Annotated in this window: 27 protein-coding genes and 1 tRNA gene; 16 read left to right on the top strand and 12 right to left on the bottom strand. The window is 72.1% G+C overall.

Going from position 1 to position 23104, the window contains the following annotated elements:
- The first annotated feature begins 11 nt into the window (after window positions 1-11).
- From HS048_RS07490 to HS048_RS07465, 6 genes are all read left to right on the top strand, one after another.
- Entirely contained in the window at window positions 12-437 is a 426-nt protein-coding gene (locus tag HS048_RS07490) for a plasmid replication, integration and excision activator (protein ID WP_196466541.1), read from the top strand.
- An 81-nt stretch (window positions 438-518) separates the two neighbouring features.
- Complete coding sequence (locus tag HS048_RS38480) at window positions 519-1931, top strand: FtsK/SpoIIIE domain-containing protein (RefSeq protein ID WP_196466540.1); 1413 nt, start codon at window positions 519-521, stop codon at window positions 1929-1931.
- Entirely contained in the window at window positions 1928-2131 is a 204-nt protein-coding gene (locus tag HS048_RS07480; RefSeq protein WP_196466539.1) for a hypothetical protein, read from the top strand. Before HS048_RS38480 ends, HS048_RS07480 begins: the two co-directional genes overlap by 4 nt.
- Window positions 2128-3813 (top strand): replication initiator, encoded by a 1686-nt coding sequence (locus HS048_RS07475; RefSeq protein WP_196466538.1) that lies wholly within the window; start codon window positions 2128-2130, stop codon window positions 3811-3813. Before HS048_RS07480 ends, HS048_RS07475 begins: the two co-directional genes overlap by 4 nt.
- Complete coding sequence (locus HS048_RS07470; protein ID WP_196466537.1) at window positions 3810-4004, top strand: helix-turn-helix domain-containing protein; 195 nt, start codon at window positions 3810-3812, stop codon at window positions 4002-4004. Before HS048_RS07475 ends, HS048_RS07470 begins: the two co-directional genes overlap by 4 nt.
- Window positions 4001-5215 carry a site-specific integrase gene (locus HS048_RS07465; RefSeq protein WP_196466536.1) on the top strand — a complete coding sequence of 405 codons (1215 nt, stop codon included), beginning with the start codon at window positions 4001-4003 and terminating at the stop codon, window positions 5213-5215. The genes HS048_RS07470 and HS048_RS07465 overlap by 4 nt, the downstream gene beginning before the upstream one ends.
- A 61-nt stretch (window positions 5216-5276) precedes the next feature.
- Here HS048_RS07465 and HS048_RS07460 read toward each other — a convergent pair.
- From HS048_RS07460 to cysS, 3 genes are all read right to left on the bottom strand, one after another.
- Window positions 5277-5349 (bottom strand) — tRNA-Thr (locus HS048_RS07460).
- Between the two features lie 74 nt (window positions 5350-5423).
- Window positions 5424-6395, bottom strand: coding sequence for a 23S rRNA (guanosine(2251)-2'-O)-methyltransferase RlmB (gene rlmB / locus HS048_RS07455; protein WP_068896468.1), 972 nt, complete (start codon window positions 6393-6395; stop codon window positions 5424-5426).
- Window positions 6396-6566: 171 nt separating this feature from the next.
- Window positions 6567-7964: a cysteine--tRNA ligase gene (gene cysS / locus HS048_RS07450; RefSeq protein ID WP_068896467.1), complete on the bottom strand. Its 1398-nt coding sequence runs from the start codon at window positions 7962-7964 to the stop codon at window positions 6567-6569.
- Between the two features lie 182 nt (window positions 7965-8146).
- Between cysS and HS048_RS07445 the strand changes: the two genes are divergently transcribed.
- Window positions 8147-9601, top strand: coding sequence for a DUF2637 domain-containing protein (locus HS048_RS07445; protein WP_196466535.1), 1455 nt, complete (start codon window positions 8147-8149; stop codon window positions 9599-9601).
- Between the two features lie 313 nt (window positions 9602-9914).
- On the opposite strand, the gene HS048_RS07440 is transcribed toward HS048_RS07445, so the two are convergent.
- From HS048_RS07440 to HS048_RS07425, 4 genes are all read right to left on the bottom strand, one after another.
- On the bottom strand, window positions 9915-10181 hold the full coding sequence (locus HS048_RS07440; RefSeq protein WP_068896465.1) for a GlsB/YeaQ/YmgE family stress response membrane protein: 267 nt from the start codon (window positions 10179-10181) through the stop codon (window positions 9915-9917).
- A gap of 96 nt (window positions 10182-10277) precedes the next feature.
- Entirely contained in the window at window positions 10278-10565 is a 288-nt protein-coding gene (locus tag HS048_RS07435) for a GlsB/YeaQ/YmgE family stress response membrane protein (protein WP_068896712.1), read from the bottom strand.
- 177 nt (window positions 10566-10742) lie between these two features.
- The gene (gene ispF / locus HS048_RS07430; RefSeq protein WP_068896464.1) at window positions 10743-11222 is read right to left on the bottom strand and encodes a 2-C-methyl-D-erythritol 2,4-cyclodiphosphate synthase; all 480 of its coding nucleotides are present in this window, start codon (window positions 11220-11222) and stop codon (window positions 10743-10745) included.
- Between the two features lie 17 nt (window positions 11223-11239).
- A complete protein-coding gene (locus tag HS048_RS07425; protein WP_012887713.1) occupies window positions 11240-11722 on the bottom strand; it encodes a CarD family transcriptional regulator in 483 nt (160 codons plus the stop codon).
- A gap of 261 nt (window positions 11723-11983) precedes the next feature.
- Here HS048_RS07425 and HS048_RS07420 point away from each other — a divergent pair, with 261 nt between their 5' ends.
- Window positions 11984-12571 (top strand): hypothetical protein, encoded by a 588-nt coding sequence (locus HS048_RS07420; protein WP_068896463.1) that lies wholly within the window; start codon window positions 11984-11986, stop codon window positions 12569-12571.
- Between the two features lie 106 nt (window positions 12572-12677).
- Here the strand turns inward: HS048_RS07420 and HS048_RS07415 are convergent, their stop codons facing one another.
- The gene (locus HS048_RS07415; RefSeq protein ID WP_068896462.1) at window positions 12678-13367 is read right to left on the bottom strand and encodes a response regulator transcription factor; all 690 of its coding nucleotides are present in this window, start codon (window positions 13365-13367) and stop codon (window positions 12678-12680) included.
- Window positions 13364-14539, bottom strand: coding sequence for a cell wall metabolism sensor histidine kinase WalK (locus HS048_RS07410; RefSeq protein WP_068896711.1), 1176 nt, complete (start codon window positions 14537-14539; stop codon window positions 13364-13366). The genes HS048_RS07415 and HS048_RS07410 overlap by 4 nt, the downstream gene beginning before the upstream one ends.
- A gap of 157 nt (window positions 14540-14696) precedes the next feature.
- On the opposite strand from HS048_RS07410, the gene phoU reads away from it, so the two are divergent.
- On the top strand, window positions 14697-15359 hold the full coding sequence (gene phoU / locus HS048_RS07405; protein WP_068896461.1) for a phosphate signaling complex protein PhoU: 663 nt from the start codon (window positions 14697-14699) through the stop codon (window positions 15357-15359).
- Window positions 15360-15504: 145 nt separating this feature from the next.
- On the opposite strand, the gene HS048_RS07400 is transcribed toward phoU, so the two are convergent.
- From HS048_RS07400 to mshA, 3 genes are all read right to left on the bottom strand, one after another.
- The gene (locus HS048_RS07400; RefSeq protein WP_068896460.1) at window positions 15505-16248 is read right to left on the bottom strand and encodes a phosphoglyceromutase; all 744 of its coding nucleotides are present in this window, start codon (window positions 16246-16248) and stop codon (window positions 15505-15507) included.
- A gap of 181 nt (window positions 16249-16429) precedes the next feature.
- The gene (locus HS048_RS07395) at window positions 16430-16909 is read right to left on the bottom strand and encodes a YbjN domain-containing protein (RefSeq protein ID WP_068896459.1); all 480 of its coding nucleotides are present in this window, start codon (window positions 16907-16909) and stop codon (window positions 16430-16432) included.
- A gap of 105 nt (window positions 16910-17014) precedes the next feature.
- A complete protein-coding gene (gene mshA, locus HS048_RS07390) occupies window positions 17015-18301 on the bottom strand; it encodes a D-inositol-3-phosphate glycosyltransferase (protein WP_269435841.1) in 1287 nt (428 codons plus the stop codon).
- A 109-nt stretch (window positions 18302-18410) separates the two neighbouring features.
- Between mshA and HS048_RS07385 the strand changes: the two genes are divergently transcribed.
- The 7 genes from HS048_RS07385 (at window position 18411) to HS048_RS07355 (ending at window position 23037) form a co-directional block, all read left to right on the top strand.
- The gene (locus HS048_RS07385) at window positions 18411-19154 is read left to right on the top strand and encodes an SDR family oxidoreductase (RefSeq protein ID WP_068896458.1); all 744 of its coding nucleotides are present in this window, start codon (window positions 18411-18413) and stop codon (window positions 19152-19154) included.
- A gap of 3 nt (window positions 19155-19157) precedes the next feature.
- Window positions 19158-19967 carry a class I SAM-dependent methyltransferase gene (locus tag HS048_RS07380; protein WP_196466534.1) on the top strand — a complete coding sequence of 270 codons (810 nt, stop codon included), beginning with the start codon at window positions 19158-19160 and terminating at the stop codon, window positions 19965-19967.
- A 36-nt stretch (window positions 19968-20003) separates the two neighbouring features.
- Entirely contained in the window at window positions 20004-20360 is a 357-nt protein-coding gene (locus HS048_RS07375) for a BlaI/MecI/CopY family transcriptional regulator (protein ID WP_084008187.1), read from the top strand.
- Window positions 20357-21283, top strand: coding sequence for a M56 family metallopeptidase (locus HS048_RS07370; protein WP_068896455.1), 927 nt, complete (start codon window positions 20357-20359; stop codon window positions 21281-21283). The genes HS048_RS07375 and HS048_RS07370 overlap by 4 nt, the downstream gene beginning before the upstream one ends.
- Window positions 21284-21370: 87 nt before the next feature.
- Window positions 21371-21904 carry a helix-turn-helix domain-containing protein gene (locus tag HS048_RS38475; RefSeq protein ID WP_068896454.1) on the top strand — a complete coding sequence of 178 codons (534 nt, stop codon included), beginning with the start codon at window positions 21371-21373 and terminating at the stop codon, window positions 21902-21904.
- Window positions 21901-22371, top strand: a complete 471-nt coding sequence (locus HS048_RS07360; RefSeq protein WP_196466533.1) for a hypothetical protein — start codon at window positions 21901-21903, stop codon at window positions 22369-22371. Before HS048_RS38475 ends, HS048_RS07360 begins: the two co-directional genes overlap by 4 nt.
- Before the next feature lie 339 nt (window positions 22372-22710).
- The gene (locus HS048_RS07355; protein WP_068896452.1) at window positions 22711-23037 is read left to right on the top strand and encodes a DUF2516 family protein; all 327 of its coding nucleotides are present in this window, start codon (window positions 22711-22713) and stop codon (window positions 23035-23037) included.
- The last annotated feature ends 67 nt before the right edge of the window (window positions 23038-23104 follow it).

The following is a 23104-nucleotide window of genomic DNA, read 5'->3' as shown; positions in this document are numbered from 1 at the left end:
AGAAAAAGATCATGGCCCTCCAGGGACCCATCCCCGTCAGCTTCGCCCAGGTCTTCCCGCACGGCTGCTACCTCGTCGGCGAGGTCGAGCAGGTCAAGGACTTCGACGCCTCCAGCAACGGGCGGACCGTCTACGCCAAGGACAAGGCCACCGGCGAACTCGTCTGGCAGATCGCCGTCATGGACGCCGACCCGGCCGTGAAGATCAGCCAGAAGACGGTGGCGGTCAAGATCCTCGCGCCGGTCCAGCCGGTGCCCCCGCCCCCGGTACCCGGCCTGCCGATCACCCCGGTCGAGTTCGACGGCATGACCGTCACCCCGTACGTCAACCAGTCCACCGGCCGCCTGGCCTACTCCATCCGCGCCACGTCCATGCGGGCTCCCCGTACGGCCGCCCCGGCCAAGCACGCCCCGGCCGGCAAGGACATCGCGGCCTGACACGAAAGCGGGGCCGCTGGAACTGGCATTCCGGCGGCCCCTGGTCTCCCCAGATGCGATTCAAGAGAGGACTGAAGTCTAATGTTCAAGAAGATGCCCGGTGACGAGGCACAGCACCTCGTCTCCACCACGCCCGATACCGCCGTGGTGTTCCGTCCGGCCGTGGTCCGCACCCCGGCGTTCGTCACGCTCGTCATCTTCGCCTGGCGGCTGCTCGCCGGTCTGGTCCGGCTGCTCTGGCGGCATCCGGTCGCCTCGGCCGTCGTCGCCGTCTCAAGTGCGGTGGCGTGGCTGTACGGCTGGCGGGCGGGCCTGGGCCTGATCGCGGCGGCCGTGACCGTGCTCGCGTTGTGGTGCTCGGTGCATCGGCCCTCGTTCCTGCGGCTGGTCGGCTGGCCACTGCTGGCCTTCTGGCGCTTCGTGTGGATCTACCGGCGGCACTGGCAGGCGGTGATGGTCGTCTCCGGGCTGGGGCGGCACCTGCGCAGCCGGGACTACCTCCCCCACCTGATCCGGGTGCGCTGCACCTCGTGGGCCGACGTGGTCACCGTCAAGATGCTGCACGGCCAAGCGGTCAAGGACTGGGCCGACCGCATCGACCACCTGGCGCACGGCTTCGGCGCCCGCTCCTGCCGGGTCTCGATCGCGCGGGCGGGCCGCCTGGTGCTCGTCTTCCCCCGGCATGATCCCCTGATCACACCGCTTCCGGCCATGCCGATCCCGGAAGAGGTATCCGTGGGGCCGGTGCGAGTCGGCACCCGCGAGGACGGCTCCCCGTGGCTGCTCAAGGTCCACGGCACCCATGTCCTCGTCGCCGGGGCCACAGGAGCGGGCAAGGGCTCGATCATCTGGTCGACCATCCGCGGCCTGCTCCCCGCCGTCCGTGCGGGCCTGGTGCAGATCTGGGCGCTGGACCCCAAGCGCATGGAACTGTCCTTCGGCCGGTCCCTGTTCGGGGAGCGGTACGCGGCGACCCCGGAGCAGTGCGCCGATCTCCTGGATGCGGCGGTGGCGGTGATGCAGGAACGCGCCGACCGGTTCGCCGGCCAACAGCGCTCCCACACCCCGACACCGGAGGACCCTTTCGTCCTGGTGGTGGTCGACGAGGTGGCGTTCCTGACCGCCTACCAGTCCGACCGGGCCTTGAAGCAGCGCATCTCCGCCGCGCTGGCCACGCTCACCACGCAGGGGCGGGCGGTCGGCGTCGGGGTGATGGCGGCGCTCCAGGACCCGCGCAAAGACGTGCTGACCATCCGCAACCTGTTCCCCGACAAGATCGCTCTGCGACTGGACGAGTCGGAGCAGGTGGACATGGTGCTCGGCGACGGCGCCCGGGACCGGGGCGCGCTGGCCGACCACATCTCCCCGATCCCGGAGCAAGGAGCGGGTGTCGGCTATGTCCGGCTGGAAGCCTCCCCGGATCCGATCCGGGTGCGCGCGGCCTACGTCTCCGACGCCGACATCCGCGCCATGGCCGAGGCGGTGGCGGCATGAGGGTCTGCTTCTACGGCACCGACGAGGAGATCACCCGCATCTGCGAGCGGCCCATCCTGGCGCTGCTCGGGCCGCGCCGCACGCAGAGGGTGGTGGCCTTCGAACTGTCCAACCCCTCCATCAGCACCGACCCGTACGGGGCCGTCTACCGGCTGGCGGCCGACCTGACCGAGATCCACCGCGAGGAGGTGAACGAATGACCACCCCGACGACCGACCGTTCCATCTCCCGAGCGCAGCGGCAGAAGATGCCGGTCGCGCTGGACGTGGCGGTGGAGATCGCCAAGCACAACGGCGTGTGCATCCGCCCGATCGTGCTGCGGCGCCTCGACGTGCGCACCGGCCAGAGCGAGGACGTCAACGTCCCCTGCGGGGCCACCCGGGAGACCGTGTGCCCACCGTGCGCCAAGCGCAACCGCTACCTGCGCATGGCCCAGTGCCGGGAGGGCTGGCACCTGGACGCCGAACCGGCCACCACCCCGGACGAGGCGGATGAGCAGCAGCGGTGGCTGATCGAGTTCCGCGCCGATGTGCAGGCCAAGCGGGACGCGGCCGAACGCAACGGTACGCCCGAGGAGGTCGCCGACTGGGACGAGGCGATCACCGGGATCGATGAGGAGATCCGCGCGGCCGGGATGCGCGGCACCTTGTCCGGCCGCAACGCGGGCAAGCGTTCCCGGTCGACCCGGCGGCGACAGGACGCCCCGGACCTGCCCAAGCGGGCCATGAACCCCACGACGCTCGGGCGGACCTTCACCGGAGCGAACGGGGCGGTCTACCGGCCGTCGATGTTCATCACCCTGACCCTGCCGTCCTACGGCCGGATCCGGGCCGGTCAAGGCGTGCCGGTCGACCCGAGCACCTACGACTACCGGCGGGCGGCTCGGGACGCGCTGCACTTCTCCAAGCTGGTCGACCGGTTCGTGCAGAACCTGCGCCGCGTCGCCGGATACGACGTGCAGTACTTCGCGAGCGTGGAGCCTCAGAAGCGGCTCGCGCCGCATCTGCACATGGCGGTGCGCGGCACCCTGCCCCGGGCGGAGATCAAGCAGATCGCCGCCGCGACGTATCACCAGGTGTGGTGGCCGGCCGTCGATGAAGTCCGCTTCGAGGGCGAGCACCTGCCGGTGTGGGCTCCGCGGGCCGATCTCCCCGAGGGCGGCACCTACCCGGACGGGCAGGACGGCGACTACCTCGACCCCGTCACGGGAGAGCTGCTCCCCACCTGGGATGAAGCACTCGACCAGCTCGACCAGGACGACGAGGCCGAACCCCTGCACGTGCTGCGCTTCGGCGACCAGGTCGACGTCCAAGGCGTCTTGGCCGGCACCCCGGACGCCGACCAGTGCATCCGCTACCTGAGCAAGTACCTGACCAAGTCCCTCGGCGAGAGCCTCGATACCGACGACGCCGCCCGGCGTGACCACGCGGCCCGGCTGGTCGAGGCCCTGCGCTACGAACCATGCTCGCCATCGTGCCCGAACTGGCTGCGCTACGGCGTGCAGCCCAAGGGCGCCAAAGCCGGGATGGCTCCAGGCCGGTGCCGGGGCAAGGCCCACAAGCCCGAACACCTCGGCTACGCCGGACGCCGGGTCCTGGTCTCCCGCAAGTGGTCGAACAAGACCCTGACCGAACATCGGCGCGACCGCCGTACCTGGGTCCTGGAAGCCCTGGGCCTGGCCGACGACCCCGCCAAGAGCGACCCGCACCGCTACCTCTGGAAGCCCGTCCCGGCCGGAGACGGCGACGTCCCCTCCCTCGCCCTGCGACTGCTGCGCATGGTCGCCGAACGCCAACGCTGGCGAGCAACCCTCCTCGCCCGGCAAGCGGAAGCCGCCGGTCGACCCGTCCCCGACCTTTCGGCAATCAGGGAGGCCGCATGATCGATGACGCCGATCCCCTGCTTCTGCGGCCCGAGAAGGCGGCGGAGCTGCTCAGCATCGGCCGGACGAAGGTCTACGCGCTCATGAGATCGGGCGCGCTCCGCTCAGTCCGCGTCGGTGGTCTCCGCCGGATCCCCCGGAGCGCGCTCATCGAATTCGTCACCCACCTGGAAGAGGAGAACGCGGCATGAGCGGCAAGAAGAGGCGTGGTCAGAACGAGGACTCCATCTACAAGGACGGCGACCGGTGGCGCGGCGCGCTTTCCCTCGGCTACGGCCCGGATGGCAAGCGCATCCGCAAGAAGGTCTCGGGCAAGACCCGGGCCGAGGTCGTCGAGAAGATCCGGAAGATCCGCGAGGGCATCACCAAGGGCCTTCCCGTTCCCGACGACAAGATCACCGTAGGCGCGTTCCTCGACCGGTGGCTGTCCATGCTCCCCGGCCACATCGCGGACTCGACCTTGGACGACTACGAGGACACGGTACGGCTCCACCTCAAGCCGGGACTCGGCCGGCACAAGCTCACCGCGCTGACCGTCGCCCACGTCGATGCCCTCTGGCAGGCCAAGCGGGAGAAGTACAAGCCCAACAGCGTGCGGAACATGCGGGCCGTACTGCGCAAGGCACTCGGGCAGGCCGAGCGTGAGGGCTTGGTCGGGCGGAACGTCGCCGCGCTGTCCATGCCGCCCCGAGTCAACAACGACGAGGGCCGGACGCTCACCGTCGACCAGGCGCGCATGCTCCTCGACCAGGTGAGCGGGCACCGGATGGGGACGCTCGTCCTCCTGGCGCTCGTCTTCGGGCTCCGCCGCGGTGAGGCGCTCGGGCTGATGTGGGACGCCTTCGACCCGGAGGCCGGAACCCTGCGAGTCACGCACGCCGTGAAGCGGCTCAAGAACCGCACCCCCGGGACCGAGCGGAGAACCCGGCTCGTGATCTCCGAGCTCAAGACCAAGAGGTCACGCCGTACGCTCTGCCTGACTCCGGAACTGGTCGACGTGCTCAAGCGGCACCGGGCCGCGCACAACGCCGAGCGCCTCCAGGCCGGGAAGGAGTGGGCCGAACACGGGCTGATCTTCCCGACCGCTTTCGGCAGCCCCTCGGATCCGGACAACTTCTCGCGCCTGTTCTCCCGGCTGTCGCAGAAGGCCGGCCTCGGCCACTGGCACCCGCACGAGCTGCGGCACTCGGGTGCCTCGCTCATGCTCGCCCAGGGCACTCCCCTGCACGTCGTCTCTGAGATCCTCGGGCACGCCAGCATCGCCATCACGAAGGACGTCTACGGGCACCTGATGGAGGGTGACAAGCGGGCCGCGACGACGGCGATTTCCGGAGCCCTGCTGGGTGGGCAGACGCCGGTGGCTCCCAGGATGGCTCCCAGCGACGCCGAGGACACCGGTTGACCACCGGAAGCAGGAAGGCCCCTGACGGCGTATCGCCTGTTCAGGGGCCTTTCTCTTTACGAGCCGACGAGGGGAATCGAACCCCTGACCTTCTGTTTACAAGACAGATGCTCTGCCGATTGAGCTACGTCGGCACGGTCGCCTGACGAGTGTAGTCGGCCTGAGCCCCTGACGTCACTGAGGAAGGGGCGCGAACCGCGAGTGGAATCTACCGCTTGCGGTGGCGGGCCACCTCGTACAGGGCGATGCCTGCGGCGACGCCCGCGTTGAGGGACTCGGCCGCGGCGCTCATGGGGATGCGGACGACCAGGTCGCAGGCCTCCCGGACCAGGCGGGACAGGCCCTTGCCCTCCGAGCCGACGACCACGACCAGGGGGCCGTCGAGCAGGTTGGCGTCGCCGACGTCGACCGTGCCCTCGCCGTCCAGGCCGATCACGAACAGCCCCGCCTCGCGGTAGTCCCGCAGGGTCGCGGTGAGGTTGGCGGCACGGGCCACGGTCATGTTGGCCAGCGTGCCCGCCGAGGTCTTCCACGCACCGGCGGTCACCCCCGCCGAGCGGCGGGAGGGCACGACCAGGCCGTGGGCGCCGAAGGCGGTGGCCGAGCGGGCGATGGCGCCGAGGTTGCGCGGGTCGGTGACGCTGTCGAGGGCCACGATCAGCGGCACCTCGGCGGCGTCCTGGGCCGCGTGGACCAGGTCCTCGGGGTGGGCGTACTCGTAGGCGGGGATCTGCAGGGCCACGCCCTGGTGCACGCCGCCCTCGGTCAGCCGGTCCAGCTTCTCCCGGCCGGCCTCCAGCATCGCGATGCCCCGGTCGGCGGCGATGCGCACCGACTCCTTGACCCGGTCGTCGTTGTCGATGCGCTGCGCGATGTAGAGCGCGCTCGCGGGCACTCCCGCCCGGAGCGCCTCCAGGACCGGGTTGCGGCCGCCGATGTACTCCGGCGCGTCCTCGCTGCGCCGGGTGCGGGCCTGGGCGGGACGCTGCGACGAGGACCTGCCGGTCTTCTCCTCGCGCTCCAGCCGCTCCGCGCGCGCCTTGTCCTTGTACCAGTGCCGCATGTGCGCCGGCGGGGTCGCGCCCCTGCCCTCCAGGCCACGGCGGACGTTGCCGCCCGTGCCCTTGGTCGGACTCTTCTTCTTCGCGGGTCGCCCGGACCCTCTACCCCCACCAGCCATGGTCCCTAGCGTACGGCCTGCCCCGCCGAGCCCGCGCCGCCCGCGACCGCCGGAGGGCCGCGGGCTCGGCGGCGCAGCGGAACACGGGGCGACGCGGAGGCTGAGCAAGATCGGGACCGAGGCCTCGACGGCGGCCCCGCGTCCGGGGCGGTGTCGCGACCGCCCCGGGGCCTACCTCGACAGCTCCCAGCGAGGGCCCTGCGGGGTGTCCTCCACGGCGACGCCCGCCTGGGCGAGCCCGTCGCGGATGGCGTCGGCCGCGGCGAAGTCCTTGCGGGCCCGGGCCGCCTGCCGCTGCTCCAGCGCCACGGCGACCAGGGCGTCCACGGTCGCGCGCAGACCGGAGTCGCCGCCCGAGGAGCGCCACTGCTCCGAGCGCGGGTCGAGGCCGAGCACGTCGAGCATGTTCTGCGTCTCGGCCAGCAGCCGGGCCACCTGCTCCTTGTTCCCGTGCGCCAGGGCGACGTTGCCCTCGCGGACCACCTCGTGCACCACGGCCAGCGCCTGCGGCGTGCCCAGGTCGTCGTCGAGCGCGTCGGTGAACGCCTGGGGCAGCGGGGCGTCGGCGTCCACGTCGTGGATCACCTCGGCCGCCCGGGTGACGAAGCCCTCGATGCGCTGGTAGGCCGCGGCGGCCTCGAACAGCGCCTCCTCGGAGTAGTCGATCGCCGAGCGGTAGTGCGGCGCGGCCAGGTAGTAGCGGAGCTCGACCGGCCGGACCTTCTTGGTGACCTCGGGGATCAGCAGGGAGTTCCCGAGCGACTTGCTCATCTTCTCCGCACCGATCTTGAGCATGCCGTTGTGCATCCAGTAGCGGGCGAAGCCGTCCCCGGCGGCCTGCGACTGGGTCAGCTCGTTCTCGTGGTGCGGGAAGATCAGGTCGACGCCGCCGCCGTGGATGTCGAAGGTCGCCCCGAGGTACTTCGTGGCCATCGCGGAGCACTCGAGGTGCCAGCCGGGACGGCCCCGGCCCCACGGGGTCGGCCAGGTCGGCTCGCCGGGCTTCTCTCCCTTCCACAGGGCGAAGTCGCGCGGGTCGCGCTTGCAGGAGTCGGTGTCGGTGTCGCCGGCCGCCCGCATGTTCTCCAGCCTCTGGTTGGAGAGCGAGCCGTACCGGTCGGCGTAGGAGACCACGTCGAAGTAGACGTCCCCGTCGGCGGCGTAGGCGTGGCCCGCGGCGATCAGCCGCTCCATGAGCTCGATCATCTCGGGGACGTGGCCGGTGGCGCGCGGCTCGACGGTCGGCGGCAGGCACCCGAGCACCTGGTAGGCCCAGGTGAAGGCGCGCTGGTTGCGCTCGGCGACCACGAACCAGGGCACGCCCTCCTCGGCGGCGACCCGGATGATCTTGTCGTCGATGTCGGTGACGTTCCGGCAGAAGGTGACGTCGTAACCGGACCGGGTCATCCAGCGGCGGAGCACGTCGAAGTTGACGCCGGACCGGATGTGGCCGATGTGCGGTGGGGCCTGCACGGTGGCGCCACACAGGTAGATCGACGCCCGGCCGGGCTCCACCGGAACGAATTCGCGGACCGTGCGTGTGCTGGTGTCGTAAAGGCGCAGGCTCACGAGAAAAGGCTAACGCCTTCCCCCGCCCGGCAAGCCGGGTTACGCGACGTTGAAATCACGGCCGCATCGGTCCTCTCCGCGCCATCCGGGACATCCGGCCTCCGCGGACCAGGAAGAACGCGGTTCGGCCTGCACCGAAGGCCTGGGGTGCGACGGCATGATCGCGGTAGGGTCGGAGGGCCATGGACGTGAAATCCCCCGCGGCGGCAGGTCCGATCTCCCGCCCGTCCTCTGCCCTGTCCTCCGCTCCGGCCTCCCCCGGCCGGACCGCCGTAGCCCTGCGCCACGCGGGCGTCGCGCTCGCCGGGATCGGCGTCGCCGCGCTGACCGGTACGGCGTGCGTGCTGTCCTTCGAGACCCTGCGCGCCCTGGCCGTCACCGGCGGGGCCCGCGCCGACCTGGCCTACCTCTACCCGGCGGGCTTCGACGCGCTCCTGGTCATCACCATGATCGGCGTGCTGCTGCTGCGCGGTGCGCGCTGGCCGATCCGCCTGCAGGCCGGGGCCGTCCTGGTCCTGCTGTTCGCCGCCGTGGTCGCCGCCGAGGTGATCAGGGCCGCCGGAACGGCGGTGGACGTACGGCGGGCGGCCGTCGTGGTCGCCGTCGCGCCCTGGGCGATGCTGGCCCTGGCTCTGTGGCTCTGGCTCGTGCTGATCAAGCACGCCCACGTACGGCGGGCCGCCCTGGACGCCCGGCGGACGGGTCCGGAGCGGGACGGTGACATCGTGCCGTTCCCCGACGCCGGGCCGGAGGCCGCGGACCGTTCTTCCGCCCGCCCGGTCCAGCATCCGGCGGTGGAGACCCCGCTCGACCCGCAGGCCGCCCCGCCCCTGGAGTCCGCGCCGCTGGACCCGGTTCCGCTCCACGACCTGTCCACCGAGCCCGTGGTCGGGCCCACGCCCGCACCGGAGACGCCGGAGGTGGACGAACTGCCCGGGCCGGACCCCGTGGCGGACCGGCCCGCCGGGGGTCGCCGCGGTGAAGAAGACCCGGACCGCGCGGGGGACTCGGACCGCGCTGGGGACCTGGCCCGTGCGGGAGACCCGGAGCGAGCTGGGGACCTGGCCCGTGCGGGAGACCCGGAGCTCGTGGCGGAGGAGCCCGCGGACCGGCCCGCCGGTCCCTCCTCGGCGCCCGAGCCCGAAACGGCCGCTCCCGAGGCTCCGGAGCCGGTCCCCGTCCCCAGGGACAAGCCCGTGCGCTGGGGTGACCTGGTCCGCCCGCACCCGGGTGACCTGCTCGTGCACCCTCCTCGCGGCGCCGTGCGCGATCCGGAACGCGAGACCGTACCCGATCCGGAAGGCGGCGCCGTACAGGACCGGAGGCCCGGGGGCGGCCGGACCGGGGAGCGTGTGGAGACCTGGACCGCCGCACCGCACGCGGAGGCGGAGGCGGAGGGCTCCGGGACGGGCCTCCGGCCGAAGGCGTCCCCCTCGGATCCCGGTGACCCCGCCGGCCGTGACGCCGACACCCGGCCGATGCGCGTGATGGACGACGGCTCACCGGCCCCCGGTCCCGAGCCGGATCCCGACCCCGATCCGGCGCACGGCGCCGAGGCCGCCGATCCTCAGGAGGACGAGGTCGCTGCACCGCCCTCGGGCCGCATGCGCAGCACCCCCGTCCCTCCGGAGGGGTGAAGCACCCCGATCGGCCGTAGCCGAGGCCGGCTCCGGGCCCCGTGGAGCTCGACGGGGCCCGTGGAACTCGATCGGCCGTATGCGGGGCCGACTCCAGGGCCCGGGAGCTCGACCGGCTGTAGGCGGGGCCGGCTCCAGGGCCCGTGGAAGGAGCCGGCCCCGCCTACGGCCGCGACCCGCCCGGCGCGCCGTGTGGGCGCCGGACGGGTCTCTGTGCGGAAGCCAGGACATCGAGCCTGCCACCGCGGGCGTCTCCGGAGCGGACGGTGCCCGCCCGGACCGCGGCCGGTCACCGGGAAGGTGCGCTCGGCTGTCAGACCCTGGAGCGGCGGAGCCCCGCGACCAGGCCGACACCGACGACGGCCAGGACGACCTGCATGACGAGCTCGATCCAGTCGATGCCGTCGGTGGTGGCGACGCCCAGCGACTGGGCGATCGCGGTACCGATCAGTGCGGCGACGATACCGACGACAATGGTCAGGACCCATCCGATCGCCTGTCGGCCAGGAAGCAGGAGACGACCGATTGCGCCGATGACGGCGCCGATGACGATGGCCCCGAGAATGGATGCGATAGTCATATCAACCTCCCCGTGAGGGTGAGACCTTCACTCTCACGGAAAGAGGGCTACCCCGTACTCCAGGATTACTCCTGGAAATATAAAATTCCTGCCGGATCAGGTCCGGGTGGTTCCCCCCGGGTGGGTCTTCCCGGGACGCATCTGCGTGACGAGCAGCACCCCCACCACCGCCAGAGCGAGCTGGAGGATGTGCTCCCACCAGTCGATCCCCCCGGTGTTCGCGACGCCCAGCGCGCCTGCGATGAGCGTTCCGATGAGCGCGGCGGCGATTCCCACGATGAGCGTCAGCGCCATGCTGATGCTCTGCCTGCCCGGAATGATGAGACGCGCGAGCGCGCCCACAATGGCTCCGATCACGATTGCGCTGATGATCGACCAAAGCATGTCCAGCTCCCCCCTGTGACGGGACACGGTCATTGGAGGCGTACCCAGGACATACGTGATTATCCGAAGAAAAAGAGGCGACCCGTACCGCGCCAGGAAACGGGCCGCCCCGCAGGGGTTCCGGAGGGTTTTTCCGCGCCACCCGCCGGAACGCGACGAACGCTCACGCGCTCCGCATTACAGGACGCGCGGCCCGCCGTTCAGGTTCACCACGATCGCGGTGGCGATCGCCGCCACGCCCTCTCCGCGGCCCGTGAGCCCCAGCCCGTCGGTCGTGGTGGCGCTGACGCTCACCGGCGCGCCCACCGCCGCGCTGAGGGCCTTCTCGGCCTCGGTACGGCGCGGCGCCAGCTTGGGGCGGTTGCCGACCACCTGGACGGCCACGTTGCCGATCTCGAACCCGGCGGCCCGGACCTGCCGGGCCGTCTCCTCCAGCAGGGAGGCCCCGGAGGCGCCGGCCCACCGGGGATCGGACGTGCCGAAGAGACCGCCGAGATCACCGAGACCGGCCGCGGACAGCAGCGCGTCGCAGGCGGCGTGGGCCGCGGCGTCACCGTCGGAGTGCCCGGCCAGGCCCGTCTCGCCCGGCCAGTGCAGTCCCGCGAGGTGCAACTCGCGCCCGGATGCGAACGGGTGGACGTCGACCCCGACGCCCACCCGTGGAAATGTCGTGTTCAGGAGTTGAGAACCTCGTCGAGCAGGGCCTCGGCCTTGTCCTCGTTGGTCTTCTCCGCGAGAGCCAGCTCGCTGACCAGGATCTGCCGCGCCTTGGCGAGCATGCGCTTCTCTCCGGCGGAGAGTCCGCGCTCCTTGTCTCGACGCCACAGGTCACGGACGACCTCGGCCACCTTGTTGACGTCACCGGACGCCAGCTTCTCGAGGTTGGCCTTGTAGCGGCGGGACCAGTTGGTGGGCTCCTCGGTGTGAGGCATGCGCAGCACGTCGAAGACGCGCTCAAGGCCCTCCTGGCCGACGACGTCGCGAACTCCGACGAGCTCGGCGTTGTCGGCTGGAACCTGGACGGTGAGGTCGCCCTTGTCGACCTTCAGAACCAGGTAGGTCCTTTCTTCGCCCTTGATGGTCCGAGTCGTGATCGCCTCGATCCGAGCAGCCCCGTGGTGGGGGTAGACGACAGTGTCGCCGACCTGGAAAGTCATGTGACAAGTACCCCTTCCGCTGTACTCCAGAGTACCACGTATCCACAGGCTCCCGGAACAGTGAAATCACCATAACTGCAGGTCAAAGCCGCGTTTTAAGCCTTGACAAGCGTCCGACTGTGTGAATCAAGGGTTGGAAAAGCACTCATGACCTGCACGCCCCCGATGCCCGCGATCCGCCAGGCCGCCGGAAAACCCGGGAAAGCGGACGGATAGGGTTGGCGCTGCCCTATCTCTAGTGTGACAAGGAGAACCCGCACCGTGACCCGCAACAGCCGTCACCGGGCGATCGCCGCCGCCGCGTTCCTCGCAGCCGCTCCGGCGCTGGCCGGCTGCGGCGCCGGATTCGACGCGATCACCACCCAGCCCTACGCGCCGACCGAGGCCACGAGTGTCAAGGTCAAGGGGCTGGACATCACCCAGGCCTTCCTCCTCGGCCCGGACTCCGGCGGGACGCTGCCCGCCGGCGCCAGCACCCCGCTCTACCTGTACATGGTCAACACCACCGGTCAGCCGGACCAGCTCGTGGGCGTGGGCGTGGACCCCGCGCTCGGCACCGCCAAGGTCCCCGCACCCGTCCCGCTCCCGGCCGGAGGCAAGCAGGCCGCCGTCGTCGGCAGGCCCGCGCACTCGATCGTCATCGAGCAGCTGAAGAAGCCGCTCAGGGGCGGCGAGGAGATCCAGGTGCAGCTGCAGTTCGAGAAGGCCGGCATCGTCCCGCTGCGGATCCCGGTGGTCACCCGGAGCCGCGAGTTCGCGACCCTGCCCCCCGCGCAGGGCGCCTCCGCCGCCCCCACGCCGACCCCGACGCCGTCCGCCACCGCGGAGCACGGCGAGGGCGACCACTGAGCCACTGAGCCGCTGAGGTGCGGTCACCGGCACGCACGTCGAGGGGGGTACGGCTCGCGGAGCCGTACCCCCCTCGACGTCGCACGCGGGCGCGGAGCCCCGCGGGTCACTCCTCCACGGGGTCGAACTTGTAGCCCAGGCCGCGCACGGTGAGGATGCAGCGCGGGCTGGAGGGGTCGGCCTCCACCTTGGCCCGCAGGCGCTTGACGTGGACGTCCAGGGTCTTGGTGTCGCCCACGTAGTCGGTGCCCCAGACGCGGTCGATGAGCTGGCCCCTGGTGAGCACCAGGCCGGCGTTGCGCAGCAGCACCTCCAGCAGCTCGAACTCCTTCAGCGGGAGCTGGACCGCCTCGCCCCGGACCGCGACGACGTGCCGGTCCACGTCCATCCGCACCGGCCCGACGGTGAGCACCGACGACTCCGGCTCGTCCACGTCGCCCTGGCGGCGCAGCACCGCGCGGATGCGGGCCACCAGCTCGCGGGAGGAGAAGGGCTTGGTCACGTAGTCGTCGGCGCCCAGCTCCAGCCCGACGACCTTGTCGATCTCGCTGTCCTTGGCGGTCAGCATGATCACCGGCACGTTGGAGCGCTGCCGCAGGGACCGGCAGACCTCGGTGCCGGGCAGGCCGGGGAGCATCAGGTCGAGCAGGACCAGGTCGGCGCCGCCCCGGTCGAAGGTCTCCAGCGCCTCGGGGCCGGTGGCCGCCACGGCGACCTCGAACCCCTCCTTGCGCAGCATGTAGGACAGGGCGTCGGAGAACGACTCCTCGTCCTCGACGATGAGCACGCGGGTCACTTCGAGGCCTCCAGGGGGATGGTGCTGATGTCGGGTGTCGCGGGGACCGCCACGCCGCCGAGGGCGGGCAGGCGGAGGGTGAACGTGGAGCCGGAACCTTCCTTGCTCCACACCGTGATCGCGCCGTTGTGGGCAGCGGCGACGTGCTTGACGATGGCGAGGCCGAGCCCGGTGCCGCCGGTGGCGCGCGAGCGGGCGGTGTCGACCCGGAAGAACCGCTCGAAGATCCGCTCCTGGGCGCTCTCCGGGATGCCGATGCCCTGGTCGCTCACGCTGATCTCGACGGAGTCGCCCGCCGGCCGGGCGCTGACCACGACCCGGGTGTGCTCGGGGCTGTAGGCCACCGCGTTGTCGATGAGGTTGCGCAGCGCGGTGACGAGGAGCTCCTCGTCACCCCAGATCTGCAGGCCCTCGACTCCGCCGGCCACCAGGGTGATGTCCTTGGCCGCCGCCGTGGTGTTGCAGCGGTCGATGGCGTCGTGCACGGCCTCGTCGACCGGGACCGGGCAGGGGGTCGGGACGGGCTCGGCGCCCTGGATCCGGGAGAGCGTGATGAGGTCCTGGACGAGATAGGTGAGCCGGGCGGCCTCGTGCTGCATGCGCCCGGCGAAGCGGGTGACCGCCTCGGGGTCGTCGGCGGCGTCCTGGATGGTCTCGGCCAGCAGGCTCAGCGCGCCGACCGGCGTCTTCAGCTCGTGGCTGACGTTGGCCACGAAGTCGCGGCGCACCGCCTCGACGCGGTGGTGCTCGGTCTGGTCCTCGGCGAGCACCAGGACCTGGCCGTACGGCCCGAGCGGGGCGACGCGGACCGCGAAGTTGGTCGCCTCCTGGCCGAACCTGTGCCCCGCCACCTCGATCTCGCTCTCGCGGATCTCGCCGTCCCTGCGCACCTGCCTGGCCAGCGCGAGCAGCTCGGCCGCCATCAGGCGGTCTCCCCTGACCAGGCCGAAGGCCCGGGCGGCGGAGCTGGCCCGCAGCACCCGGTCCTCCCGGTCGAGCACGACCGCCGAGGACGGCAGGACCGCCAGCACTGAGGCGACGCCCTGGGGCAGCCCACCGGGCTGGAGGTCATCGATCGGCACCACCGCCCGCTGCCGCCCCGTGACCGGGCGGACGGCCATCACGGCCAGCGCTCCCACGACGAACCCGGCCAGTACGGCCAGGCTCGCCATCAGCTCACTCACGTGGTCCTCCTGTCGGCTTCACGCCCTCGATGGTAGGCGCGCCCCTCCCCCCTCAGGACGGCCCGGGAGGCGGTGCCGCCCTCCTTCCCGCAAAGTTCACCCTTCGGTCGGGGTTCGTTCACGAACGCGCCCGTACGGTGAGGCCATGCGCGACGCCTACCACGAAGAACTCGACTCCCTCACCGGCAAGCTGGTCGAGATGACCCGGCTGGTGAGGTCGGCGATCTCCCGGGCCACCACCGCCCTGCTCGACTCCGACCTCCAGCTCGCCGAGACCGTCATCTCCCAGGACACGGAGGTCGACCGGCTCTTCGCGGAGATCGAAGCGACGATCTTCGACCTGATGGCCCGGCAGCAGCCGGTGGCCGTGGACCTGCGGATGGTCATCACGGCCCTGCGCATGGGCACCGACCTGGAGCGGATGGGCGACCTGGCCCAGCACGTGGCCAAGGTCGCACGGCTGCGCCACCCGGACTCGGCGATCCCGCCGGAGCTGCGCGCGACCATCCTGGAGATGGGCCAGATCGCCGAGCGCCTGGTCACCAAGACCGGCGGCTGCATCGCCTCACGCGACGTGGAGTCGGCGCTGGAGCTGGAGCACGACGACGACGCCATGGACAGGCTGCACCGCAAGCTGTTCAAGACCCTCATGAAGCCGACCTGGCAGCACGGGGTCGAGCCGGCGATCGACGTGACGCTGATCGGCCGCTACTACGAGCGCTACGCCGACCACGCGGTCCGCGTCGCCCGCGACGTCGTCTACCTGGTCACCGGCTCCCGTCCCCACGAGATCAACCTCACCGGCTGACCCGGGACCGCACCCGCCCGGCCCGGGAAGGCCGGAGGACCGGAGAACCGGAGCGGAAAGGGAACGCGAAAAGGGGCCCGCCCGGACGAGCGGACCCCTTTTCGCGTCACCGGCCGGCCCGGGCCGCGCGGCCCGGGACGCCGCCTCACCTGCCCTGGTTGGCCACGGCCTGGATGGCGGCCTCGGCCGCGTCCGGGTCGAGGTAGAGGCCGCCCTTGGCGAGCGGCCGGAAGTCGGCGTCCAGCTCGTAGCGGAGCGGGATGCCGGTGGGGATGTTGAGCCCGGCGATCTCGTCGTCGCCGATCCCGTCCAGGTGCTTGACCAGCGCGCGGAGCGAGTTGCCGTGCGCCACGACCAGGACGGTCCGGCCCGCCGCGAGGTCCGGCACGATCTGGTCGTACCAGTACGGCAGCATGCGCTCGACGACGTCCTTGAGGCACTCGGTCCGCGGCATCAGCTCGCCGGGCAGGAGCGCGTAGCGGGCGTCGCCGGCCTGGGAGTATTCGTCGTCGTCGGCGATCGGCGGCGGGGGGACGTCGTAGGAGCGGCGCCAGAGCATGAACTGCTCGTCGCCGAACTCCTCGCGCGTCTGCGCCTTGTTCTTGCCCTGGAGCGCGCCGTAGTGGCGCTCGTTGAGCCGCCACGACCGGGTGACCGGCAACCAGAGCAGGTCGGCCGCGCCCAGGGCGAGGTTCGCCGTCTGGATCGCCCGGCTCAGCAGCGAGGTGTGCACCACGTCGGGCCGCACCCCGGCCTCCAGCAGCAGGCGCCCGCCGCGCCGTGCCTCCTCCTCGCCCTTGGCCGAGAGTCCCGCGTCCACCCAGCCGGTGAACAGACCCTTGGCGTTCCACTCGCTCTCACCGTGCCGCAGCAGCACCAAAGTCGCCATGCGGCCAAGCTTAGTCAGAGCCGCGGATCACCGGCCCGCCGCACCGGCCGCCCGGCGGATCACCGGCCCGCCGCGCACCGGCCGCCCCGGGTCGTGCATGCCGGGTCGTGCATGCCGGGTCGTGCATGCCGGGTCGCCCGTGCCGGTGCGCCTTTCGCCCGTGCCGGTCGTGCCGGGCGCTTCAGCGGCCCGGGTCGGCGAACCGGGCGAACGCCTGCAGGTTGGCCAGGGACTCCCCCCGCTTGGCCCGCCACTCCCACTCCTTGCGGATGGAGGAGGCGAAGCCCAGCTCCAGCGCGCGGTCGAAGCCCTCGTCGGAGTAGGTGAGCACGCAGCCGAGCAGCCGGTCGATCTCCTCCTCCGAGATCGCCGGCAGGGCGATCCGCCCCACCAGGTAGACGTCGCCGACCGGGTCCAGGGCGAAGTGCACGCCGTACATGGAGCCGTTCTTGGTGAGCAGCCAGCGGTAGAACTCGGCGTGGTTCTCGTCGGGCTGGCGGCAGAAGAACGCCTCGACGTGCAGCGCCTGGTCGCCGACGATCAACCAGGTCATGGTGGCGAGCTTGTGCTGGCCGGGCAGCCTCACCAGGAAGGCGCCCGGCCTGGGCTCCTCGAAGGAGACCTCGGCGCCCTTGAGCGCCGCCTCGATCACTTCGCGCATGGACCCCACCCTACGAGCGCGCCGGCCCGCCCCACGAGCAGGGCACCGCCACCGGGACCCGGCCGGTCCTACGAGCAGGGGACCGCGACCGGGGCGCGGCCGGTCCTACGAGCAGGGGACCGCGACCGGGGCGCGGTGCAGGTGCGCCATGGCCCCGGCGTAGACCTCCGCGAGCCGGGCCGCGGTGGCCGACCAGCCGAAGGCGGCGGCCTGGGCGACCGCGCCCGCGGACAGCTCGTCGCGCCAGGCCGGCAGGCGCACGAACCGGCCGAGGACGTGGGCCCAGTCGTGCGGGTCGTGCCCCTCCACCAGCACTCCGGACACGCCGTCGCGCACGGCGGTGCGCAGCCCGCCCACGGAGGCCGCGGCGACCGGCGTGCCGCACGCCTGCGACTCCAGCGCGACCAGGCCGAAGGACTCGCTGTGCGAGGGCACGACGGTCACGTCGGCGGCGCGGTACCAGTCGGCCAGCTCGTGCTGGGGGGCCGGGGGCACGATCCTGACCACGTCCTGGATGCCGAGGTGCGCGGCCAGGTCGGCCAGGTGGGAGGGGCGGGCCAGGCCGTTGCCGCTGGGGCCGCCGACGCAGGCGACGACGAGCCGCGACCGGAGCGAGGGGTCGTCGGCGAGCATCCGGGCCGCGGCGCGCAGCAGCACGTCCGGGGCCTTGAGCGGCTGCACCCGGCCCACGAACAGCAGCATGAGGGCGTCGCGCGGGACGCCCAGCCTGCGGCGGGCCGCACCGCGGGGACCGGGCCGGAAGACGGTGAGGTTCACGCCGGGGTTGACGACCTCGACACGGCCGGGGGCGGCGCCGTACAGCTCGACGAGTTCGCGGGCCTCGGTCGGCGTGTTGGCCACCAGGCGGTCGGCGACGTCGACGACCTGCTCCTCGCCCAGCACGCGGGCGGTGGGCTCGGGCCGGTCGTCCTCGGCGAGCAGGAGGTTCTTGACCTTCGCCATGGTGTGCATGGTGTGCACCAGCGGCACGCCCCAGCGCTCCTTGGCCAGCCAGCCCACCTGGCCGGAGAGCCAGTAGTGGGAGTGGATGACGTCGTAGCGGCCCGGGTCGTACATCGCCTCGGTGCGCAGCACGCCGGACAGGAAGGCGCAGAGCTGGCCGGGCAGGTCGCCCTTGTCGAGCTCCTCGTACGGCCCCGCGGTGACGTGCCTGACCGAGACACCCGGGACGATCTCGGCGACCGGCGGCAGGTCCCGGGCCGTCTGCCGGGTGAAGATCTCCACCTCGACGCCCAGCTCGGCCAGGCGCTTGGCCGCCTCCACGATGTAGACGTTCATCCCGCCCGCGTCCCCGGTCCCCGGCTGGTCCAGGGGGGACGTGTGCATGCTGATCGTCGCGACCCGGTTGACCCGTCGTCGCCTCACCGACACCACCTCCGAGACGGATATAACCTCACATATCTTCACGGCATTCCCGCGATCTACGGACATACCGGGCCGCACAGGGCGGCGTCCGGCGGTGCTGGCAGGATGGCTGGTCATGAAGAAGACGGCTGTGGTGACGGGGGCCAGCAGCGGCATCGGCGCGGCGACGGCCCGCCGGCTGGCCCGGGAGGGCTTCGACGTGGTGGCGGCGGCCCGCCGCCGGGACCGGCTGGACGAGCTGGCCGCCGAGGTCCCGGGGATCCGCCCGGCGACCCTGGACGTGACCTCCCCCGAGTCGGTGGCGGAGCTGGCCGCCTCCCTGGACCGCTGCGACGTGCTGGTCAACAACGCCGGGGGCGCGATCGGGCTGGAGCCGGTGGCCTCCGGGGACCCCGCCGACTGGCAGCGGATGTACGACGTCAACGTGCTCGGCTCGCTCCGGGTCACCCAGGCCCTGCTGCCGAAGCTGATCGCCTCCGGCGACGGCGTGCTGGTGATGCTGACCTCCGTGGCGGGGCTGGTCTCCTACGAGGGCGGCGGCGGCTACAACGCGGCCAAGCACGCGCAGACCTCGATGACCGAGGTGCTCCGGCTGGAGCTGTGCGGCGAGCCGGTCCGGATCGTCGAGATCGCCCCCGGCATGGTCCACACCGAGGAGTTCTCGCTGACCCGCTTCCGCGGCGACGCCGAGCGGGCCGAGAAGGTCTACCAGGGCGTGCCCGGCCCGCTCTCGGCCGACGACGTCGCCGACGCCGTGGCCTGGTGCGTCACCCGCCCGTGGAACGTGAACATCGACCGGCTGGTCATCCGCCCGCGCGCGCAGGCCGCCCAGCACAAGATCCACCGCGTCACCTCCTGACCGGTGGCGCGCCCGAGGAGACCGGTCGGCGCGATCACCCGCGGCACGACCGGCCATAACCGGCTGCGGCGCTCCGACCGCTGGATCGCCGCGGTCTGCGGGCCGATGCTCCGCTCCGCCCGTCGGCCGCTGGTCGTGGACCTCGGCTACGGGGCCTCGCACACCACGACGCTGGAGCTGTTCCTGCGGCTGCGCCGGGTCCGCCCGGACGTCGAGGTCACCGGGATCGAGATCGACCCGGCCCGGGTGGCCGCCGCCCGGCCGTACGAGCGCCCGGGCCTCGAGTTCCGGCTGGGCGGCTTCGAGCTGCCGGTGGACCGGCCGCCGCTGCTGGTGCGGGCCTTCAACGTGCTGCGGCAGTACGGCGAGGCGGAGGCCTGGGAGCACTGGGACCTGCTCAGGTCCGGGATCGACCCGGGCGGGATGATCGTCGAGGGGACCTGCTCGGAGGTCGGGCACCGCGCCGTCTGGGCCGCCCTGGACGCCTCCGGACCCCGGACGCTGACCCTGTCGGCCCGGTTCGACGCCTTCGAGCGCCCCTCGGACCTGGCCGAGCGCCTGCCCAAGACGCTCATCCACCGCAACGTGCCGGGCGAGCCGGTCCACGCCTTCCTGCGCGACTTCGACCACGCCTGGGCGGTCAGCGCCCCGCTGGCCCCGTACGGCGCGCGCCAGCGCTGGATCGCCGCGGTGGAGGCGCTCTCCGCGGCCTGGCCGGTATTCCTCCGCCCACCGCTCGGCGGCCGGTCCCGCTGGCGGCTCGGCGAGGTCACCGTGCCGTGGGCGGCCGTCGCCCCGCTCGACAGCCCGTAGTACTACCCGACGTGGTGCGGGGTTAGGCTTGTTCACGTGAAGGGTCTCGGTGAGCTTGAACGCAGCATCATGGACATCATCTGGGCGCAGCCGTCCGCGGTGACGGCCCGCGAGGTGGGACGCCTCATCGAGGAGCGGGACCTCGCGCCCACCACGGTGATGACGGTGCTCGACCGGCTGACCCGCAAGGGCTTCCTCATCCGCACCCGGGACGGGCGCGCGTGGCGCTACGCGGCCGCGGCGAGCCGCGACGCCTACGTCGCGGAGCTTATGCTGGAGGCGCTCGACATGACCGGGGACCGGTCGGCCGCTCTCACCCGTTTCGCCCAGGCCGTCTCCGGGTCCGAAGCCGAGATCCTGCGCAGAGCCCTGACGGAGCTGGAGGACGAGTGATCACCGCGGCAGCCCTGGCGTTCCTCGCCTCGGTCTGCGCGGTCGGAGCCTGGCGGCTGGTCCGGGCGCGGTGGACCTACCGCGCCCCGCACGTGGCCATCGTCCTGTGGCAGGCGCTGGGGGTGACCTGGGGCCTGGCCGGCACCGGGGCGCTGCTCGCCTACGCCCTGGAGCCCTACGGCCGGGGCGTGCTGCACGGCCTGGGCGCCTTCGCCGCCTCGGCCGTCGAGGGCGGGTACGGCCCGCGCGGGCCGTACGACCTGCCGAGGATCTTCGCCCTCATCGCCGGACTGACCGCGTTCACCGTGCTGGTCGTGGTGCTGCTGGCCGCGGGCCTGCAGACGTTCCGCGCCCGCCGCCGCCACCGCACGCTGCTGAGCCTCATCGCCCGGGAGGATCCCGGGGTCCCGGGCGTGCACGTGGTCGACCACCCGGGCGCGGCCGCCTACTGCGTGCCCGGCCTGCGCTCCCAGGTCGTGGTGAGCGAGGGCGCGCTGAAGCTGCTCTCCCCGGACGAGCTGCACGCCGTCCTGGCGCACGAGAGCGCCCACGTGCGCGAGCGGCACGACCTGGTCCTGCTCCCGTTCGCCGCGCTGCGCCGGGCGCTGCCCTGGTCCCGCACGGTGCGGGACGCCCAGCACGAGGTGGCCCTGCTGGTGGAGATGGCCGCCGACGACGCCGCCCGGCGTTCCTGCTCGCCGCGCCGCCTGGCCACCGCCCTGCTCCGGTTCGGCACCGCCGGCGCCGTGCCCGCCCCGCACGGGGCCCTGGGCGCCGTGAGCCCCTCCTCCGCCGTGATGGCCCGGGTCCAGCGCCTGGTCTCGCCGGGCCCCAGGCTCCCGCGCCGGTTCCGCTACGGCGTCGTGGTGTTCTCCGTCACGTTGACCGCCTCCGCACCGCTGCTCTGGCTGGTCCCGCACTGATCAGGGCACCGATGACGCACATTTGACCGCTTGCTGGTGTTAGCCAACGCGTTTGCAATTGCAAGCAACGTGGGGCAGACTTGAGGCATGGCACTACCCAAGGTCGGCTCGATCGGCGAGTACATCCGCGAGCAGCGCACGCAGGCGAAGATCTCCCTGCGCCAGCTGGCCGCCGCGGCGGGGGTCTCCAACCCCTACCTCAGCCAGATCGAGCGGGGGCTGCGCAAGCCGAGCGCGGAGATCCTGAACCAGATCGCCAAGGGTCTGCACATCTCCGCGCAGGCGCTGTACATCCAGGCCGGCCTCATCGAGGACCGGGAACCGGACAGCGACGTGCTGACGGTCATCCGGGCCGACACCCTCATCACCGAGCGGCAACGCCAGGTGCTGATCGACATCTACGAGTCGTTCCGCAAGGAGAACCGGGCCGGGGCCCCGGACGAGGACGCGCGAGCCGCCAAGAGCGCGCATCCCGCTCCGGAGCCCCAGAACGGCGACACGGTCTCCCCGCCGGACGACGAGGGGCCGTTCCCCGAGGAGTTCGCCGCCGCGTTGAAGCCCTACACGGCGTCCTCGGCGAACGGCACGACCGAACCGAAACCAGGAAAGGGTAACTCATGACTCTGGCCACCGAGGTCAAGAAGATCACCGACTCCAAGCCGTTCTACGCCGTCGCCGGAGCCGGCGACTTCGCGGTGGAGAAGCTGCGCGAGCTGCCCGAGCAGGTGCAGCGGCTGCAGAGCCGCCGCGAGGAGATCCGCGAGGTCGCCAAGGACCTGCCCGTCAAGGCCAGGGAGATCGCGGGCAGGGCCGAGGGCTACGCCAAGGAGTTCGGCGGCAGGGCCGAGGGCTACGCCAAGGACCTGCCCGTCAAGGCCCGCGACTACGCCGACCAGCTGACCGCCAAGGCGAACGAGCTCTACGAGGAGTTCGCCAACCGCGGGCGCAAGGTCGTCTCCAAGGTGAGCGGCGAGGCCGCCCTGGAGCTGGAGGAGGTCTCCTCCACCGCCGAGCCCGCGATCGCCGCCACCCCCGCCGCCGCCCCCAGGAGGAACGCCCGCGCCCCGAAGAACGCGGTGAAGGCCTGACCTCTCGCCGTGAGAGCCTGACCTCTCCCGGCGAAGGCCCGGCCTCCGCCTGAGGCCACGGCCCCGTCCGCGACGCAGGTCCGCACGGGACCGCACAGGACCCGCCCCGGCACCGGCCGGGGCGGGTCCTGCCGTCTCCGGCCGGTCGGCGGGGCGGGCCTCGCCGTCCCCGGTCGACGCCCGGGCGGGCCTCGCCGTCCCGGGCCGGGCGGTGGGTGACGGGGCCCGGCCGACCGGCGGGAGTCCCGGGGCGGCGCGGGCCGGGAGAAGGGCTTACCGGCGGGTGCGCGGCATCGCCTAGTCTGGGGGCGACCGGCGCGGCGATCCCATGGAGGGACGATGTTCCAGATTTACGGTGTCCTGGACCTGATCTTCCTGATCCTGGGCATCGGGGCCTTCATCCTCTCGGCCTGGGCCCTCGTCCACGCGATCAAGACCCCGGCGCGGGCCTTCGCGGTCACCGGCAAGCAGACCAAGCAGCTGTGGACGATCATCCTGAGTCTCGCCGCGCTGTTCTCCTTCGCCTCCGCCGTGGGCTATCTCCCGGGCATCGGCTTCCTCACCATCGTGTCCGTGATCGCGGCGGGCATCTACCTCGCCGACGTGCGGCCGGCCGTACGGGAGGTCGGCAAGGGCGGCAGCTCGGGCCCCTACGGCCCCTGGTAGGCCCCCGGAGGGCGCCTCGTCCCTCCCCGAACGATGTCCGGTCTGAGCCCGGAAAGACAGCTCTCGG

This window comes from Planomonospora sp. ID91781, assembly GCF_015711595.1.
GTDB classification, from domain to species: Bacteria; Actinomycetota; Actinomycetes; order Streptosporangiales; family Streptosporangiaceae; genus Planomonospora; species Planomonospora parontospora.
Note: the sequence above shows the minus strand (reverse complement) of the source record. Positions and strands in the feature narration are given on the sequence as shown.